The sequence below is a fragment of the Saccharopolyspora sp. NPDC045839 genome (genome assembly GCF_056431645.1).
The window spans coordinates 14,220-30,272 of sequence record NZ_JBWKKH010000016.1 but is presented as its reverse complement, the minus strand read 5'-3'; the positions used below and the strand labels follow the sequence as shown (position 1 = coordinate 30,272).

At 69.6% G+C, this 16,053-nt stretch carries 19 protein-coding genes; 16 read left to right on the top strand and 3 right to left on the bottom strand.

What is annotated here, in order from left to right; translation table 11 throughout:
• Nucleotides 1-115: 115 nt before the first annotated feature.
• Nucleotides 116-520, bottom strand: coding sequence for a hypothetical protein (locus AC07EQ_RS22380; RefSeq protein WP_478389857.1), 405 nt, complete (start codon nt 518-520; stop codon nt 116-118).
• Nucleotides 521-753: 233 nt separating this feature from the next.
• Here AC07EQ_RS22380 and rpmE point away from each other — a divergent pair, with 233 nt between their 5' ends.
• The 3 genes from rpmE to prmC all read left to right on the top strand — a co-directional run bounded on the left by rpmE (nt 754) and on the right by prmC (nt 3,019).
• Nucleotides 754-966: a 50S ribosomal protein L31 gene (rpmE, locus tag AC07EQ_RS22375; RefSeq protein ID WP_358615895.1), complete on the top strand. Its 213-nt coding sequence runs from the start codon at nt 754-756 to the stop codon at nt 964-966.
• Nucleotides 967-1,063: 97 nt separating this feature from the next.
• A complete protein-coding gene (gene prfA, locus AC07EQ_RS22370; RefSeq protein WP_132493161.1) occupies nt 1,064-2,131 on the top strand; it encodes a peptide chain release factor 1 in 1,068 nt (355 codons plus the stop codon).
• Nucleotides 2,132-2,140: 9 nt separating this feature from the next.
• Complete coding sequence (prmC, locus tag AC07EQ_RS22365; protein ID WP_478389856.1) at nt 2,141-3,019, top strand: peptide chain release factor N(5)-glutamine methyltransferase; 879 nt, start codon at nt 2,141-2,143, stop codon at nt 3,017-3,019.
• A gap of 48 nt (nt 3,020-3,067) precedes the next feature.
• Here prmC and AC07EQ_RS22360 read toward each other — a convergent pair whose 3' ends face one another.
• Entirely contained in the window at nt 3,068-3,934 is an 867-nt protein-coding gene (locus AC07EQ_RS22360) for an alpha/beta fold hydrolase (protein ID WP_478389855.1), read from the bottom strand.
• 195 nt (nt 3,935-4,129) lie between these two features.
• Between AC07EQ_RS22360 and AC07EQ_RS22355 the strand changes: the two genes are divergently transcribed.
• The 12 genes from AC07EQ_RS22355 to AC07EQ_RS22300 all read left to right on the top strand — a co-directional run bounded on the left by AC07EQ_RS22355 (nt 4,130) and on the right by AC07EQ_RS22300 (nt 14,493).
• Nucleotides 4,130-4,780 (top strand): L-threonylcarbamoyladenylate synthase, encoded by a 651-nt coding sequence (locus AC07EQ_RS22355; protein WP_132493164.1) that lies wholly within the window; start codon nt 4,130-4,132, stop codon nt 4,778-4,780.
• Between the two features lie 145 nt (nt 4,781-4,925).
• Entirely contained in the window at nt 4,926-6,095 is a 1,170-nt protein-coding gene (locus AC07EQ_RS22350; RefSeq protein ID WP_478389854.1) for a glycosyltransferase family 4 protein, read from the top strand.
• Nucleotides 6,092-6,562 (top strand): hypothetical protein, encoded by a 471-nt coding sequence (locus tag AC07EQ_RS22345; RefSeq protein WP_478389853.1) that lies wholly within the window; start codon nt 6,092-6,094, stop codon nt 6,560-6,562. The genes AC07EQ_RS22350 and AC07EQ_RS22345 overlap by 4 nt, the downstream gene beginning before the upstream one ends.
• A gap of 272 nt (nt 6,563-6,834) precedes the next feature.
• Nucleotides 6,835-7,614 carry a F0F1 ATP synthase subunit A gene (atpB, locus tag AC07EQ_RS22340; RefSeq protein ID WP_478389852.1) on the top strand — a complete coding sequence of 260 codons (780 nt, stop codon included), beginning with the start codon at nt 6,835-6,837 and terminating at the stop codon, nt 7,612-7,614.
• Between the two features lie 73 nt (nt 7,615-7,687).
• Nucleotides 7,688-7,954: an ATP synthase subunit c family protein gene (locus AC07EQ_RS22335; protein ID WP_478389851.1), complete on the top strand. Its 267-nt coding sequence runs from the start codon at nt 7,688-7,690 to the stop codon at nt 7,952-7,954.
• A gap of 31 nt (nt 7,955-7,985) precedes the next feature.
• Nucleotides 7,986-8,549 carry a F0F1 ATP synthase subunit B gene (locus AC07EQ_RS22330; RefSeq protein ID WP_478389979.1) on the top strand — a complete coding sequence of 188 codons (564 nt, stop codon included), beginning with the start codon at nt 7,986-7,988 and terminating at the stop codon, nt 8,547-8,549.
• A 21-nt stretch (nt 8,550-8,570) separates the two neighbouring features.
• Nucleotides 8,571-9,401 (top strand): F0F1 ATP synthase subunit delta, encoded by an 831-nt coding sequence (locus AC07EQ_RS22325; protein WP_478389850.1) that lies wholly within the window; start codon nt 8,571-8,573, stop codon nt 9,399-9,401.
• Between the two features lie 83 nt (nt 9,402-9,484).
• A complete protein-coding gene (gene atpA / locus AC07EQ_RS22320; RefSeq protein WP_478389849.1) occupies nt 9,485-11,134 on the top strand; it encodes a F0F1 ATP synthase subunit alpha in 1,650 nt (549 codons plus the stop codon).
• A gap of 10 nt (nt 11,135-11,144) precedes the next feature.
• On the top strand, nt 11,145-12,071 hold the full coding sequence (locus AC07EQ_RS22315) for a F0F1 ATP synthase subunit gamma (protein ID WP_478389848.1): 927 nt from the start codon (nt 11,145-11,147) through the stop codon (nt 12,069-12,071).
• A gap of 1 nt (nt 12,072) precedes the next feature.
• Nucleotides 12,073-13,506 carry a F0F1 ATP synthase subunit beta gene (atpD, locus tag AC07EQ_RS22310; RefSeq protein ID WP_132493171.1) on the top strand — a complete coding sequence of 478 codons (1,434 nt, stop codon included), beginning with the start codon at nt 12,073-12,075 and terminating at the stop codon, nt 13,504-13,506.
• Between the two features lie 171 nt (nt 13,507-13,677).
• Complete coding sequence (locus tag AC07EQ_RS22305) at nt 13,678-14,043, top strand: F0F1 ATP synthase subunit epsilon (protein ID WP_452618221.1); 366 nt, start codon at nt 13,678-13,680, stop codon at nt 14,041-14,043.
• A 12-nt stretch (nt 14,044-14,055) separates the two neighbouring features.
• Nucleotides 14,056-14,493, top strand: coding sequence for a DUF2550 domain-containing protein (locus AC07EQ_RS22300; protein ID WP_478389847.1), 438 nt, complete (start codon nt 14,056-14,058; stop codon nt 14,491-14,493).
• 95 nt (nt 14,494-14,588) lie between these two features.
• On the opposite strand, the gene AC07EQ_RS22295 is transcribed toward AC07EQ_RS22300, so the two are convergent.
• Complete coding sequence (locus AC07EQ_RS22295) at nt 14,589-15,494, bottom strand: LysR family transcriptional regulator (protein ID WP_478389846.1); 906 nt, start codon at nt 15,492-15,494, stop codon at nt 14,589-14,591.
• A gap of 71 nt (nt 15,495-15,565) precedes the next feature.
• On the opposite strand from AC07EQ_RS22295, the gene AC07EQ_RS22290 reads away from it, so the two are divergent.
• Nucleotides 15,566-16,039: a GNAT family N-acetyltransferase gene (locus AC07EQ_RS22290; RefSeq protein ID WP_478389845.1), complete on the top strand. Its 474-nt coding sequence runs from the start codon at nt 15,566-15,568 to the stop codon at nt 16,037-16,039.
• Nucleotides 16,040-16,053 lie beyond the last annotated feature (14 nt).

Genomic DNA, 16,053 nt, shown 5'->3' with positions numbered 1-16,053 from the left:
CCCCACCCCTCCCCTTTCCCCTCCCCTACCCCTTTTCTGGTGGCTTGGCGCGGGCGGGGGCCTTTTTCTACCCTTGTGGCAACGGGAAGTTCCCCGTCCTCCCACCGGCGGAGAGTCAGGCCCGGGCGCACTCCGGGGCGTCGCGGTCGCGGTGGGCGCGGACCAGCAGGGTGCCCAGCAGCGCGGCGGCGACCGGGCCGATGGCGAGCGCGGCGAAGACCGGCATCCGCAGCCCGTCCAGGGCGAGGGCGCAGGCCACCATCAGCAGCGGGTAGCCGAACCGCAGGCGGCGCTGCCACCCGGAGGTCCAGCGGACGTGGTTGGCGCTGAGCACGGTCAGCCCGGCGGCGAAGCCGAACAGCAGCGGGGCGGAGAGGTCCAGGTCCTGGTCGAAGCTCACGTGCTGCACGAGCAGCACGTTGAGCAGGGCGGCGACGCCGGCTGCGCTGCAGAGGAAGAGCAGGGGGAGAGAAACCCACGACCGCACCGTGAGCTTTCCCAGGACCGAACAGAGCAGCACGCGTAGAGGATGAATGGCGGACCACCCCGGACGCACCCTCGGCCCGGAGCCGCTCGGCAGGCGGTCCCTCTGATGCGTTGGGCGGTTGCCCGGTGCCCACCGGAATACCGGACGGGCACCCTGCGTTGCAGGTCACGAGCCCTGGTCTGGCAGAATGCAGGGTTGATCCGGCACCGGTTCACCGCGCGGCAGCGGCCGCGTGGACCCGGCGGCCAAGTAGAGAGGACAAGCCGTTGAAGAGTGGCATCCACCCCGAATACGTGGTGACGCAGGTCAACTGTGGTTGCGGCAACAGCTTCACGACTCGCAGCACCCGCAAGACCGGCCAGATCACCGTCGAGGTCTGCTCGAACTGCCACCCGTTCTACACGGGCAAGCAGAAGATCCTGGACACCGGCGGCCGCGTGGCTCGCTTCGAGGCCCGCTACGGCAAGCGCCAGAAGTAGCTGCACCGACGGCGCCCGTCCCACGCGAACAGCGCGGGACGGGCGCCGTCGCCGCGTTTGGTGTCCGAACGTCCGCAGCAAATGAAGAGGGTCGCCAGTGGAGACATCGAAGCTCGAGGGGCTGCTCGCCGAGTACGTGGAGCTGGAGCAGCGGCTGGCCGATCCCGGCGTGCACGCCGACCAGGCTAACGCCCGCAAGCTCGGCCGCCGTTACGCCGAGCTCACCCCGGTCGTGCGCACCGCGCGGGAGCTCGACCAGACGCGGTCCGACCTGGACACCGCCCGCGAGTTCGCCGCCGAGGACTCCACCTTCGCGGAGGAGGCCGACCGGCTCGCCGAGGCGATCCCGCCGCTTGAGGCGAAGCTCACCGAACTGCTGCTGCCCCGCGACCCGCACGACGGCTCCGACGTGCTGCTGGAGGTCAAGTCCGGCGAGGGCGGCGAGGAGTCCGCGCTGTTCGCCGGCGACCTGCTGCGCATGTACCTGCGGTTCGCGGAGCGCCAGGGCTGGCGGGCCGAGGTGCTGGACAAGACCGAATCCGACCTCGGCGGCTACAAGGACGCCACGGTCGCGATCAAGGCCAAGGCCGGCGACACCAGCCCAGACGGGGTGTGGTCGCGCCTGAAGTTCGAGGGTGGCGTGCACCGCGTGCAGCGGGTGCCGGTCACCGAGTCGCAGGGCCGGGTGCACACCTCGGCCGCGGGCGTCCTCGTCTACCCCGAGCCGGAGGAGGTCGAGGTCGAGGTCGACGAGAAGGACCTGCGCATCGACGTCTACCGGTCGTCCGGGCCCGGCGGGCAGAGCGTGAACACCACCGACTCGGCGGTGCGGATCACCCACCTGCCGACCGGCATCGTGGTGTCCTGCCAGAACGAGAAGTCGCAGCTGCAGAACAAGCACCGCGCCATCCAGGTGCTCAAGGCCCGGCTGCAGGCCCACGCCGAGGAGGAGGCCGAACGGGAGGCAGCGGAGGCCCGGCGCAGCCAGGTGCGCACAGTGGACCGTTCGGAGCGCATCCGCACCTACAACTTCCCGGAGAACCGCATCTCCGACCACCGGGTGAACTACAAGGCCTACAACCTGGACCAGGTCCTGGACGGCGATCTGGAAGCGGTCGTCGCCGCCCTGCTCGCCGCCGACAGGAAAGAACGACTCGCGCTCTAAGCTGAACGCGTGACGCGACAGCCCCTGCGCCTGGCCATCCTCGAGGCGGAACGCATCCTCGCCGCTGCGGGCGTGGCGAGCCCGCGCACCGATGCGGAGCTGCTGGCCGCGCACCTGCTCGGCGTCGAACGCACCAAGCTGATGATGGTGCCGCTGGTGGATCCGCCGGTGGTCCAGGCGTTGCACGACCTGGTGCGCCGCCGGGCCGCGCGGGTGCCGCTGCAGCACCTCACCGGCAACGCCTCGCTCGGCAACGTGACGCTCAGCGTCGGGCCCGGCGTGTTCGTGCCCCGGCCGGAGACGGAGCTGCTGCTCGCGTGGGGCCTGGCGACGCTGGAGGGCGTTGACCGGCCGATCGTGGTGGACCTGTGCACGGGGTCCGGGGCGCTGGCGCTGGGGATGGCCAACGCGCGCCCCGACGCCACCGTGCATGCGGTGGAGAAGGAACCCGCCGCGCTGGCCTGGGCGCGCCGCAACGCCGACCAGCAGGCGCAGGCCGGTGACACACCGATCCACCTGTACGCGGGCGATGTGACCGACCCGATGGTGTTCATGGAGCTGGAGGGCCTGGTCGACCTGGTCCTCTGCAACCCGCCCTACGTGCCGGAGGGCACCCCGGTGCCGCCGGAGGTCCGCAACCACGACCCGCACGAGGCGGTGTTCGGCGGCCGCGACGGGCTCGACGTGGTCCGGCACGTCATCGGCTGCGCGGCGCGGCTGCTGCGTCCCGGTGGCGGGGTGGCCATCGAGCACGACGACACCCACGGCGGTTCGGTGCCGGCCCTGCTGCGCGCCCGCCGCGTTCTCGAAGACGTGCAGGAGCACACCGACCTGGCCGGCCGCCCCCGCTTCGCCACCGCCCGCCGCACCCCGCCACCGGCGCCCTGACCTGCGGTTTGACAGGAAGGTTCCCATGCTCCCACCGCCCCGCAGGGGTCAGTGGGCGTTGACGAACTCGCGGAGCAGGGCGTTGAACTCGGTGGGCTTCTCGCGGTTCGGCCAGTGGCCGGCGCCGGAGATCACCCGCAGCGTCGCGCCCGGGATCGCGTCCGCGGTGTCGCGGGCCGCCGACACCGGCACGATGGCGTCGCGTTCGCCGTGGATCACCATCACCGGGCAGTGGATGCGGTCGAGGTGCGGGAGGTGGTTGATCCGCATCGCCCGCCGGTCGACGGCGTCGGCGTGCCAGTCGGCGAAAACCGAGCCTCGCGCGCCCGCCTCGGCGACGACCTCGTCGACAATGGACTCCAGGTCCGGCACGGTCTGCGCGCCCGCGAAGAAGCCCCGCGTCAGCACCAGGCGGGCGAAGGGCCGGTTGAGCCGCAACAACTTCGCGGCCAGCGGACCGGCGAAGCGGGTGCGCAGCAGCGCGTAGGTCAGGAAGTGGTGCGGCATCTTGTGCTGCATGCCGGTGCTGTCCGCGAGCACCAGCCCGCGCACCCGCTGCGGATTGCGCAGCGCGAAACCGGCCGCGATGCTGCCGCCCATCGACAGGCCGACCAGGATGGCGTCCGGCACCCGCCAGGCGTCCAGCAGCCAGCGCAGCACCTCTTCGAAGGTGCGCTGGTTCGCGCTGCCGTGCCACGGCATGCTGCCGCCCTGGCCGGGCAGATCCGGCGCGAACACCCGGTGGTCGGCGGCCAGCACGCCGATCGCGTGCCGCCAGGCCAGCATCGCGTTGTCCGGCCCGCCGCCGTGCAGCAGGACGATCGCCGGACCGCTGGATCCCGCCCGGTAGAAGCGGATCTTCCCGGCCGGGAACTCGATCTGGTCGACCTCGACACCCTGGGGTGGGGCGGTCATTCGCTCTCCTCGCATTTCGTCGCAATTCCGTGCCCGCTTCCGGCAGACGCCCGAACGCCACCGGCGTTGCCCGGTGCGGGCACACCCAACGGATCTCGGTCGAGCGCCCGGGTGTTACTCGGGACGAATATTCCAGGACGGGGATCGACGGCACCACTCGAACGGGTCGAACGGGGGGCGTGCCAGGATTCGGGTGTGAGCACCGTCTATGACTGCACCAGTCCGGACAGCCGCGAAGAGGGCCTGGCCGCCGCGGCCAACACGGTTCGCGCGGGCGGGCTGGTCGTGCTGCCCACCGACACCGTCTACGGCATCGGCGCGGACGCCTTCGACGCCAACGCAGTGCACGCCCTGCTCGCCGCCAAGGGGCGCGGCCCGGACATGCCGGTGCCGGTGCTGGTCGGCTCCTGGTCCACTGTGGATGGGCTGGTGATGTCGGTCCCGCAGCAGGCGCGGGCGCTGATCGAGGCGTTCTGGCCCGGCGGGCTGTCGCTGGTGCTGCCGCAGGCGCCGTCGCTGTCCTGGGACCTCGGCAACACCCGGGGCACGGTGAACCTGCGGATGCCGCTGCACCCGGTGGCCCTGGACCTGCTGCGCGAGGTCGGCCCGATGGCCGTCTCCAGCGCCAACCGCACCGGCCAGCCGCCGGCCGCCAGCGCCGGCGAGGCGCGCGAGCAGCTCGGCGACTCGGTGCAGATCTACCTGGACGGCGGCCCGTCCGGCGAACCGGTGGCCTCCACCATCGTCGACCTCACGCAGGGCGCGCCGCGGGTGCTGCGGGAGGGCGCCGTGAGCCTCGCCGACCTGTCCGAGGTGCTCGGTGAGGACCTCGAAGCGGACCGGTGAAACCCGTCCGGGCGCGGGCCGATAGCGTTGGCTCCGCCAGCCGCAACGTGAACAGCGATGAGGAGCGCCGGGTTTGAGCAATCCGTTCTGGGGGCTGAAGTTCGAATTCACGCGGGCCTCGGCCCCGCGCGGGTGAGCCACCGGTATGGACAACGCGCCATGGGCTCCGAACGGGCTTCCCGCCCGTGAGTACCTGCTCGTCATGCTCACCGCCGCGGCGGCGACCTTCCTGCTGACCGGACTGGTCCGGCTGCTGGCCTTCCGCGTCGGCGCCGTCGCATATCCGCGGCAGCGCGACGTGCACGTCAAGCCGATGCCGCGGATGGGCGGGGTCGCGATGTTCGGCGGGGTGCTGGTGGCCATGTTCCTGGCCGCCAACCTGCCTACGCTGTCGCGCGGGTTCAACTACTCCAACGACATCCTGGCGGTGGTCATCGCCGGCGGGCTGATCGTCCTCGTCGGCGCGCTGGACGACCGCTTCGAGCTGGATTCCCTGACGAAGCTCGCTGGGCAGGTCACCGCGGCCGGGATCCTGGTGCTCTTCGGCGTCCAGTGGTTCGTGTTCTGGGTGCCGTGGGGCGGCACCGACGGCAACCTGGGGCAGCTCATGGTGCTGGGCAGCAACCAGGGGCAGCTGCTGACGGTGCTGCTGGTCGTGGCGATGATCAACGCGATGAACTTCGTGGACGGGCTGGACGGCCTGGCCTCCGGCATCGGCCTGGTGTCGGCCACCGCGACGTTCGTGTTCTGCCTCGCCGTGCTGGACCGGCAGAACGGCGACGTCAACGCCTACCCGCCGGCACTGATCGCGGCTGCGGTCGCCGGCGCCTGCCTGGGCTTCCTGCCGCACAACTTCCAGCCGGCCAAGATCTTCATGGGCGACTCGGGTTCGATGCTGATCGGCCTGATGCTGGCCTCCGCGACCACGTCCGCGTCCGGCCGGATGGACTACGCCCACCTGAACCCGACCGACACCATCGCGCTGCTGTCGCCGCTGCTGGTCGTCGCGGCGGTGCTGTTCGTGCCGCTGCTGGACCTCATCATGGCCGTGGTGCGCCGCACCCGGGCGGGCAAGAGCCCGTTCCACGCCGACAAGATGCACCTGCACCACCGGCTGCTGGAAATCGGGCATTCGCAGCGCCGCGCGGTGCTGCTGATCTACCTGTGGGCGGCCGTCATCGCCTTCGGCGCGGTGTCGTTGACGCTGTTCAACGCGGTCGTTGTGGCATGGGTCGTAGGTTTGGGGGTGTTGCTGGCGGCTATCATTTCGGTGATTCCGCGTATGCGCACCCGAGCCGATCGAGAGTCCCGATGAGCGAAGCGACCGACACGCCGAACCCCGCCGAGCCGGCCGAGCCCGCTGTGAACCCGCACGCCGAAACAGTGCGTCGGCTCGCCTCGGCGATGCTGCGCACCGCCTTGTGGCCGGGTGTGGCGACGGTGGCCATCGGGGCGGTCGTGGCGATCGTGCTGGTCGGTGTGCCCGGCCTGGTCGGCGCGCTGATCGGCGGCGTTGTGGCGTTCGCCTCGTCGCTGCTGACGATCTGGCTGATGCGGTTCACCGGCGGCATGAGCCCGCACTTCGTGATGGTCGCCGCGCTCGGCGGCTACGTCGGGAAGATGATCGTGCTGCTGGTGGTGATGACGCTGCTCGGCGGCGTCGATGCGATCCACCGGGAATCGTTGGCGTTCACCATGCTGGCCACCGTGATGGTGTGGGCGGGCGCCGAGGTGGTGGCGTTCAAGCGCACCAAGATTCCCACGATCGTGCCGGGAAGCTGATTCCCCTCGACGCGGTTTCCAGGCGCCCGGCCGCTGCGCCGGACGGGTGGAAGCGGACCACATGTCGGGAGACTACCTACCCGCTGGTATCGTCCCGCCGCAGAAGCCTTCCCTGCACAGCGCGGGTCCAAGGGGCGCACGGAGGCCCCTCGATCCCACCGGGTGGGGAGGGCCCCTCCGCGTGCCAGATCGCGTATCAGGTACGTTAAGTGCAAAACGTGACGATTCCCCCGGCAGAGTGAAGTTCACCGGGAGAACCGGAAGGAGCCCAGTTGGGCGCGCTGATGCTGGCCGAGGGCGGAACATTCCAACCGCCGGGCGCCGATAGCTTTATCCTTCCGCCGATCTTCGGCGGAGTCACCAAGCCGATGGTCCTCGTCGTTCTCTCGGCGATCATCGTGGCCGCGTACTTCGTGATCGCCACCCGGAACCTGAAGCTCGTTCCGGGCAAGGGGCAGTTCGTCGCGGAGTTCGTCTACGAGTTCAGCCGCAACAAGATCGCGCGGGAACACATCGGGGCCAAGGATTTCCGTCCGTTCGTGCCGCTGATCTTCGCGCTGTTCACGTTCATCCTGGTGAACAACATCTTCGGCATCATCCCGATCATCCAGTTCCCCACGATGTCGCGGATCGGCTTCCCGCTCGCGCTGGCCGCCGTGGTGTACCTGGTGTTCCACGGTGTCGGTTTCGCGCGGCACGGATTCCTGGGCTACTTCAAGCACATCATGTTCCCGCCCGGGGTGCCGAAGCCGATTTACGTCCTGCTGTCGCCGATCGAGCTCTTCCAGAAGTTCATCGCGCAGCCGGCCGCGCTGGCGATCCGAGTGTTCGCCGCGATGTTCGCCGGTCACCTGATCCTGCTGGTGTTCACGCTCGGTGGCGAGTTCCTGCTGCTCGAGGCGGGGGCCGCGCTGAAGCCGATCTCGCTCGTCGGGTTCGCCTTCGCCATCGCGCTGACCTTCGTCGAGGCCCTGATCCAGGTGCTGCAGGCGTACATCTTCGCGCTGCTGACCGCGAGCTTCATCGGCGCGGCGTTGTCCGAAGGCCACTGAACAAGAGACTTCGTTCCCAACAAAGGACCTGTCGATCCGCGCCGAGAAGCGGACCGAGTGAAAGGTAGTGACAGTGAGCAACATCGTTCTTGCGCAGGCCGCTGAGACCGCGATCAACCTCAACCCCGGTCTGGCCGCGATCGGCTACGGCCTGGGCGCCATCGGCCCCGGTATCGGTGTCGGCCTGATCTGGGCCGCCGTCATCAACGGCACCGCCCGCCAGCCGGAGGCCCAGGGCCAGCTGCAGGGCATCGCCTGGATCTCCTTCGTTCTGGTCGAGGTGCTGGCGCTGATCGGCCTGGTCGTCTACTTCATCGCTTCCGCCGGTGGCACTGCCTGATTAGCGGCTTTACGCGTTGGGAGACGTTGTGGTGAAGACGCAGATGCTGCTGGCCGCGGAAGGCGAGCACAACCCGATCATCCCGGAACCCGCGGAGATCGTGGTCGGTCTGATCGCGTTCCTCCTGCTGCTGTTCGTGCTCTGGAAGTACGCGGTCCCGCGCTTCGAGAAGATCTACGAGGAGCGCAGCGAGCGGATCGAAGGCGGTATCCGCAAGGCCGAGGCCGCGCAGGCCGAGGCCCAGCGGACGCTGGAGCAGTACAAGTCGCAGCTGGCCGAGGCTCGCGCGGAAGCGGCCCGGATCCGCGATGACGCCCGCGCCGAAGGCCAGCAGATCCTGGAAGAGATGCGCACCCAGGCGCAGACCGAGTCCGAGCGGATCATCAACCAGGGCCAGACCCAGTTGGCGCACCAGCGGGCTCAGATCGTCGCCGAGCTGCGGTCGGACCTCGGCCGCCAGGCGGTCGAACTGGCCGGCCGGATCGTCGGCGAGTCCCTGGAGGACGAGGCCCGTCGGCGGGGCACCGTCGACCGGTTCCTCGACGAGCTGGAGGCCGCCTCGGCCCCGGCGTCGTCCGAATCGGCCAAGGCCTAACCGAGTGAAAGGCGCTGAGAGTTGAGCACCCTCGTGAACGCCGCGAGCCGTGAGGCGCTGGCAGCCACCGAGCTGCAGCTGCTGCAGGCCACCGATGGGGCCCAGGCTGCGGAGATCACCGGGCTCGCCGACGAGCTGTTCGGCGTGGCCGCCCTGCTGGGCCGCGAGTCCACGCTGCGGCGGGCGCTCGCCGACGCCTCCACCGACCCGCGGTCCAGGGAAGACCTGGCCCGCGGGCTGCTGGCGGACAAGCTCGGCGCGCGGGCGCTGCCGGTGGTCGTCGAGGCCGTCCGGGCCCGTTGGTCCGGCCCGAAGGACCTGGTCGACGGGCTGGAGCGGCTGGGCCGCACCGCGCTGCTGGTGCAGGCCGAGCGGGCCGGCCGGCTCGACGCCGTCGAGGACGAGCTGTTCCGGCTGGGTCGCATCATCGGCTCCCAGGTGGACCTGGAGCGGTTGCTGTCGGACCCGACCGGCGACGAGGCGGGCAAGTACGCCGTCGTCGACCAGCTCATCGAGGGCAAGGTCGAGCCGGTGACCCTGGAACTGGTCCGCCAGCTGGTGGCCCGGCCGCGCGGCCGGCGGGTCAGCGAGGGGCTGGAAGAGCTGGCCGAGCTGTCGGCGAAGCGCCGTGAGCGCTCGGTGGCGCACGTCCGGTCCGCGATCCCGCTCAGCGATGAGCAGCAGCAGCGGCTGTCGAGCACGCTGCAGCGGATCTACTCGCGGCCGATCGCCCTGCACCTGGAGGTCGACTCCGCGGTCGAGGGCGGGCTGCTGATCCGGATCGGCGACGAGGTCATCGACGGCAGCATCACGGGACGCCTGCAGTCCCTGCGGCGCGACCTCGCCGACTAAGACCACGGGCCGTGGGCCCGGGAAACCGGTGCGGCGCCCAAACCAACTCCCTTCCAAGAACTAACCGAGGGCAGGAACGAGACATGGCGGAGCTGACGATCTCGTCGGACGAGATCCGCAGTGCGATCGAGAAGTACGTCTCCAGCTACTCCCCGGAGGTCAGCCGCGAGGAGGTCGGGGTCGTCACTGATACCGGTGACGGCATCGCCCATGTCGAGGGTCTGCCTTCGGTGATGACCGAGGAGCTGCTGGAGTTCCCGGGCGGCATCTACGGTGTCGCGATGAACCTGGAAGCTCAGGAGATCGGTGCGGTCATCCTGGGTGAGTCCGAGAAGATCGAGGAAGGCCAGGAGGTCAAGCGGACCGGCAAGGTCATGTCGGTGCCGGTCGGCGACGGCTTCCTCGGCCGCGTGGTCGACCCGCTGGGCGCCCCGATCGACGGCCTCGGCGAGATCGTCGCCGAGGAGCAGCGTCCCCTGGAGCTGCAGGCCGCGACGGTCGTGCAGCGACAGGGCGTGGGCGAGCCGCTGCAGACCGGTATCAAGGCCATCGACTCGATGACCCCGATCGGCCGCGGCCAGCGCCAGCTGATCATCGGCGACCGCAAGACCGGCAAGACCACGGTCGCGGTCGACACGATCATCAACCAGAAGGGCAACTGGGACAGCGGCGACCCGCAGAAGCAGGTCCGCTGCATCTACGTCGCGATCGGCCAGAAGGGCTCCACGATCGCCGGCGTGAAGCGGTCCCTCGAGGACGCCGGGGCGATGGAGTACACCACCATCGTCGCCGCGCCGGCCTCCGACTCGCCGGGTCTGAAGTGGCTGGCCCCGTACGCCGGTTCGGCCATCGGCCAGCACTGGATGTACCAGGGCAAGCACGTCCTGATCGTCTTCGACGACCTGACCAAGCAGGCCGAGGCCTACCGGGCGATCTCGCTGCTGCTGCGCCGCCCGCCGGGCCGCGAGGCCTACCCGGGCGACGTGTTCTACCTGCACTCGCGTCTGCTGGAGCGCTGCGCGAAGCTCTCCGACGAGATGGGCGCCGGTTCGATGACGGGTCTGCCGATCATCGAGACCAAGGCCAACGACGTGTCGGCCTACATCCCGACCAACGTCATCTCCATCACCGACGGCCAGTGCTTCCTGCAGTCCGACCTGTTCAACTCGGGTCAGCGCCCGGCCATCGACGTCGGTATCTCGGTGTCGCGCGTCGGTGGTTCCGCGCAGATCAAGGCGATGCGGAAGGTCACCGGGTCGCTGAAGATCGACCTGGCGCAGTTCCGCGAGCTGGAGGCGTTCTCCGCGTTCGCCTCCGACCTGGACGCCGCGTCGAAGGCGCAGCTGGAGCGCGGTGCCCGCCTGATGGAGATCCTCAAGCAGGGCCAGGGCGCGCCGCTCCCGGTCGAGGAAGAGGTCGTGTCGCTGTTCCTGGGCACCCAGGGGCACCTCGACTCGGTGCCGGTCGCCGACGTGCGCCGCTTCGAGTCCGAGTTCCTGGCGCACCTGCGACGCACCCACGAGTCCGTGCTGAAGGACATCGTCGAGACCAAGCAGCTCTCCGACGACGGTGTCAAGTTCATCGTGGAATCGGTGGAGGACTTCAAGAAGCAGTTCACCTCGTCCGACGGTTCCCCGGTCGCACCGGGAGAGCAGCCGGAAGCCGAGGCGCTGGCGGCCGACGAGGTGGGCCAGGAGACCGTCAAGGTCAACCGCCCCGCCCCGAAGAAGTGACCGGATAGCCATGGCTCAACTTCGGGAACTGCGAAACCGCATCCGGTCGGTCAAATCGACCCGGAAGATCACCAAGGCGCAGGAGCTGATCGCTACCTCGCGCATCATGAAGGCGCAGGCCAGGGTCGAGGCGTCTCGCCCGTACGCGGACGAGATCACCAGCGTCCTGACCGCGCTGGCCGACGTGAGCACGCTGGACCACCCGCTGCTGACCGAACGCCCCAACCCGAAGCGCGCCGGCGTGCTGATCGTGACCAGCGACCGGGGCTTCTGCGGTGGCTACAACGCCAACGTGATCAAGGCGGCGGAGGAGCTGCAGTCGCTGCTGCGCGAGCAGGGCAAGACCCCCGTGCTGTACGTCATCGGCCGCAAGGGCGAGGCGTACTACCGCTTCCGGCAGCGCAAGGTCGAGGCGAGCTGGACCGGTTTCACCGACCGGCCCGCCTACACCGACGCCGCCGAGGTGGGCGAGACGCTGGTCAAGGCATTCCTGGCGGGTGCCGACGACTACCTCGACGACGGGGGCACGGACGGTACGCTGGGTGTGGATGAGCTGCACTTGGTGCACACCGAGTTCGTCTCCATGCTCACCCAGAAGCCGACGGTCAGGCGGATCGCGCCGCTTGAGGTCGAGTACGCCGAAGAGCCTACGAAGACCCTCAAGTCGACGTACGAGTTCGAACCGGACGCGGAGGCCCTGCTCCGGGCCCTGCTGCCGAAGTACATCAAGACCCGCCTGTTCGCCGGGCTGCTGGATGCAGCGGCGTCCGAGCACGCTGCCCGCCGGACGGCTATGAAGTCGGCGACGGACAACGCGGACGAATTGATCCGCAACCTCAGCCGTGAGGCCAACCAGGCTCGCCAGGCCCAGATCACCCAAGAAATCAGCGAGATCGTCGGTGGTGTCGAGGCGCTCTCGTCAGCAGGAAGTGAGTGACATGACTGCTACTGCCACTAGCACTGCTACGGGCACTGGCCGCGTCGTCCGGGTTCTCGGCCCGGTCGTGGACGTCGAGTTTCCGCGAGACCAGGTGCCGGACCTCTACAACGCGCTCTCCGTGGACATCACCGCGGAAGGCATGGCCAAGACGCTGACGCTGGAGGTCGCCCAGCACCTGGGTGACAGCGTCGTGCGGACGATCTCGATGCAGCCGACCCAGGGGCTGGTGCGCGGCGTGGCCGTCACCGACTCCGGCGCGGGCATCTCGGTGCCGGTCGGCGACGTCGTCAAGGGCCACGTGTTCAACGCCTTGGGCCACTGCCTCGATGAGCCGGGCTACGGCTCGGACGCCGAGCGCTGGACGATCCACCGCAAGGCACCGGCCTTCGACAAGCTCGAAGGCCGGACCGAGATGCTGGAGACCGGCATCAAGGTGATCGACCTGCTCACCCCGTACGTGCAGGGTGGCAAGATCGGTCTGTTCGGTGGCGCCGGTGTCGGCAAGACCGTTCTGATCCAGGAGATGATCCGACGGGTCGCCAAGAACTTCGGTGGCACCTCGGTGTTCGCCGGCGTCGGTGAGCGCACCCGTGAGGGCAACGACCTCTGGGTGGAGATGGCGGAGTCCGGCGTGCTCGCCGACACCGCGCTGGTCTTCGGCCAGATGGACGAGCCGCCGGGCACCCGTATGCGGGTCGCGCTGTCCGCGCTGACGATGGCGGAGTACTTCCGCGACGTGCAGAACCAGGACGTGCTGCTGTTCATCGACAACATCTTCCGGTTCACCCAGGCCGGCCAGGAGGTTTCGACCCTGCTGGGCCGGATGCCGTCCGCGGTGGGTTACCAGCCGACGCTGGCCGACGAGATGGGTGAGCTGCAGGAGCGGATCACCTCGACGCAGGGTCGCTCGATCACCTCGATGCAGGCGATCTACGTGCCCGCGGACGACTACACCGACCCGGCCCCGGCGACGACCTTCGCCCACCTGGACGCGACGACCGAGCTTTCCCGGCCGATCTCGCAGAAGGGCATCTACCCGGCGGTGGACCCGCTGTCGTCCAGCTCTACCATCCTCGACCCGGCCATCGTCGGCGAGGAGCACTACCGGGTGGCGCAGGAGGTCAAGCGGATCCTGCAGAAGTACAAGGAACTGCAGGACATCATCGCCATCCTCGGTATGGACGAGCTGTCCGAAGAGGACAAGGTGACGGTGCAGCGGGCGCGTCGCATCGAGCGCTACCTGTCGCAGAACTTCTTCGTGGCCAAGCAGTTCACCGGCCAGGAGGGCTCCTTCGTTCCGCTGAAGGAGACCATCGAGGCGTTCGACAAGCTCTGCAAGGGCGACTTCGACCACTACCCGGAGCAGGCGTTCCTGTCCATCGGTGGTCTCGACGACCTGGAGCAGGCGTACAAGAAGCTCACCGAGAAGTGAGCGCCGGGCCCCGCTGAAGGGGTCGGCAGACCGGCAACGGGGTCGGGGTCCGCGCGGACCCCGACCCCGCTTGCGAAAGCACCACCACAAGGCATTATCAGCCCGGCCAGTCACGATCGCCCTGGTGGCACCGGATAGACTGCGGGAACACACCCGACAAAGGAGACGCGCGTGGCCAACATGTCCGTCCAACTGGTCGCCGTCGAGCGCCGCCTGTGGTCCGGGGAGGCGACCGCGGTGGTCGCGCAGACCACCGAGGGAGAGATCGGCATCCTGCCCGGGCACGAGCCGCTGCTCGGCGAGCTGATCGAGGGTGGTGTGGTGCGCATCACCACCACCGAGAAGGAGACCGTCACGGCCGCAGTGCACGGTGGTTTCCTGTCGGTCACCGCGGACGGGGTGAGCGTGCTGGCGGAGAGCGCGGAGCTCGCCTCCGAGATCGACGTGGAGCAGGCCCGCGTGGACGTCAAGAGCGCCGACGAACAGGCCCGAGCACGGGCCTTGAGCCGATTGCGAGCGGCCGGCCACTCGGCCTGATCCGGGCCGCGCATGGGTTCCCCGGTCTTGTTGCTGGCAGTGGCCTTCGGGCTGCTGGTGATCGCTGCCCTGGTAATCGGGGCGCTCGCGTGGCGGCGGCTGCGGGAACTGCGCGTCGGGGGCATCGACGTGGCGCTGCGCGCCAGCAAGGACGGCGGTGGCCGCGGCTGGCACCTGGGTGTCGCGCACTACCGGGGCGAGGAGTTCGCCTGGTACCGCGTGCTCAGCCTGCGGTCCGGGCCGAACTGGGTGATCAACCGCCGGAACGTGGAGATCGCGCGGCGCCGCGAGCCGTCGATGGCCGAGGCCTATGCGATGCCGTCCGGATCGACGGTCCTCGACCTGACCGGCCCGGAGCTGGAGCTGGCGATGAACACCGACGCCCTGACCGGCTTCCTGTCCTGGCTCGAATCGGCCCCACCGGGCCGGTCGGTGCCCTGGGCATCCTGAAACGACCAGCGGGGTCCGCTACCGGGCCCCGCTTTTTCGTGCGCTGACAGCATGGGAACTTTCCTGTCACATGGGTGGCAGGAAGGTTCCCATGCTCACATCCGGCGACCGAGCTCGGCGCAGATGTCGTGCAGGAGCTGCTGGAAGACGTCGGTGAGCGGGGCGTGCCGGGTGCTGGTGGGCACGGCGGCGTGGATGCGGCGGTGCAGCCCGGACGCGAGCGGCCGGTGCACGGTGCCGGCGGCCTCGCCGATGGCGAGCCGGGGGATGAACGAGACCGCGACCCCGGCCGAGACCACGGCTTCGGCGACGGCGTAGGACTCGAACTCGAAGGCCACCTTCGGGGTGACGCCCTCGGCTCGGGCGGCGGCCTCCAGCTGTCGCCGGTTCGGCAGGCTGCGCGGGGCGCAGGCCCAGGTGTCGTCGCGGAAGTCGTGGAGCCGCGGCTCGGCCCTCTCGGCGAGCGGGTGGTCGCTGGGCAGGACGGCGTGGACGGGATCGTCCAGGAGGTGCACGAGGCGCACGCCCGGCGGGACGTCGAGCGGCTCGTCGTACTCGCCGACCAGCGCCAGGTCGAGCTGGTGCGCGGCGACCCGATCGATGCCCTCCGCGGGACCCAGGTCCACCACGGAGAGCTCCGCGCCCGGATGCCGGTGGCGCAGCGCGGCGAGCGTCTCCGGCAGCAGCGCGAGCCCGGCGGTGGGGAAGGCGCCGAGGCGCAGCCGGTTGCGGTGTTCGTCGCGGAACCGCGCGGCGTCGGCCGTTGCGTCGTCGAGCGCCGCGGCGATGCGCTCGGCCTGTTCCGCGAGGCGGATTCCCAGCGGGGTCAGGCGGACGCCGTGGGCGTGCCGCTCGACGAGCTGGGCGCCGACCTCGTTCTCCAGCCGGGCCAGCTGCTGCGACACGGCTGGGGGAGTCCGGCGGAGCTGTTCGGCGGCGCGGGTGACGCTGCCCTGCTCCCGGAGGGTCAGCAGCACCAGCAGGCGCGACGGGTCGAGCATGAAGTTCTACTTTACGCTTCCCGAAGTTCCGTAACTGGAAGTGAATCAGTGCGCGGGGAAGACTTGGCGCTGTGACAGAGCAAGCCAGTTTCACGATCGAACCCGAACCCATCGACAGTCCCGAGGCCCAGCTGGCCCTGGGCCGCTACATCGAGGAGCTCAACGGCCGGTTCCCGGACGGGTTCGACACCAGTCGCGCCGCCCCGCCCGCGAAGGACGACTTCACGCCGCCGGCGGGGGATTTCCTGGTGGTTCGCGCCGAGGGCCGGGTGCTCGGGTGCGGCGCGGTGCGCACCGGGGGTGGCATCGCCGAGATCCGGCGGATGTGGATCGCGCCGGAGCTGCGCGGCAGGGGCGCGGGGCGGGCCTTGCTCGCGGCGCTGGAGGAGCGCGCGCGACGGCTCGGCTGCTCGCTGATCCGCCTGGACACCGCTGCCGAGCTGCACGAAGCCCGGGCGCTCTACGAATCGGCCGGCTACCAGGAGGTTCCGGCGTACAACGACAACCAGTACGCCAAGCACTGGTTCGCGAAACCGGTGCGCTGACCAGGGCTCTAAGC

Bases quoted from the DNA above. Each gene is read 5' to 3' on its own strand.
- AC07EQ_RS22345 (WP_478389853.1), top strand. From the start codon at position 6,092: ATGAGCGAAGCGACCGACACGCCGAACCCCGCCGAGCCGGCCGAGCCC.
- AC07EQ_RS22295 (WP_478389846.1), bottom strand. From the start codon at position 15,494: ATGCTCGACCCGTCGCGCCTGCTGGTGCTGCTGACCCTCCGGGAGCAG.
- AC07EQ_RS22300 (WP_478389847.1), top strand. From the start codon at position 14,056: ATGGGTTCCCCGGTCTTGTTGCTGGCAGTGGCCTTCGGGCTGCTGGTG.
- atpA (WP_478389849.1), top strand. From the start codon at position 9,485: ATGGCGGAGCTGACGATCTCGTCGGACGAGATCCGCAGTGCGATCGAG.
- AC07EQ_RS22360 (WP_478389855.1), bottom strand. From the start codon at position 3,934: ATGACCGCCCCACCCCAGGGTGTCGAGGTCGACCAGATCGAGTTCCCG.
- AC07EQ_RS22315 (WP_478389848.1), top strand. From the start codon at position 11,145: ATGGCTCAACTTCGGGAACTGCGAAACCGCATCCGGTCGGTCAAATCG.
- AC07EQ_RS22350 (WP_478389854.1), top strand. From the start codon at position 4,926: ATGGACAACGCGCCATGGGCTCCGAACGGGCTTCCCGCCCGTGAGTAC.
- atpD (WP_132493171.1), top strand. From the start codon at position 12,073: ATGACTGCTACTGCCACTAGCACTGCTACGGGCACTGGCCGCGTCGTC.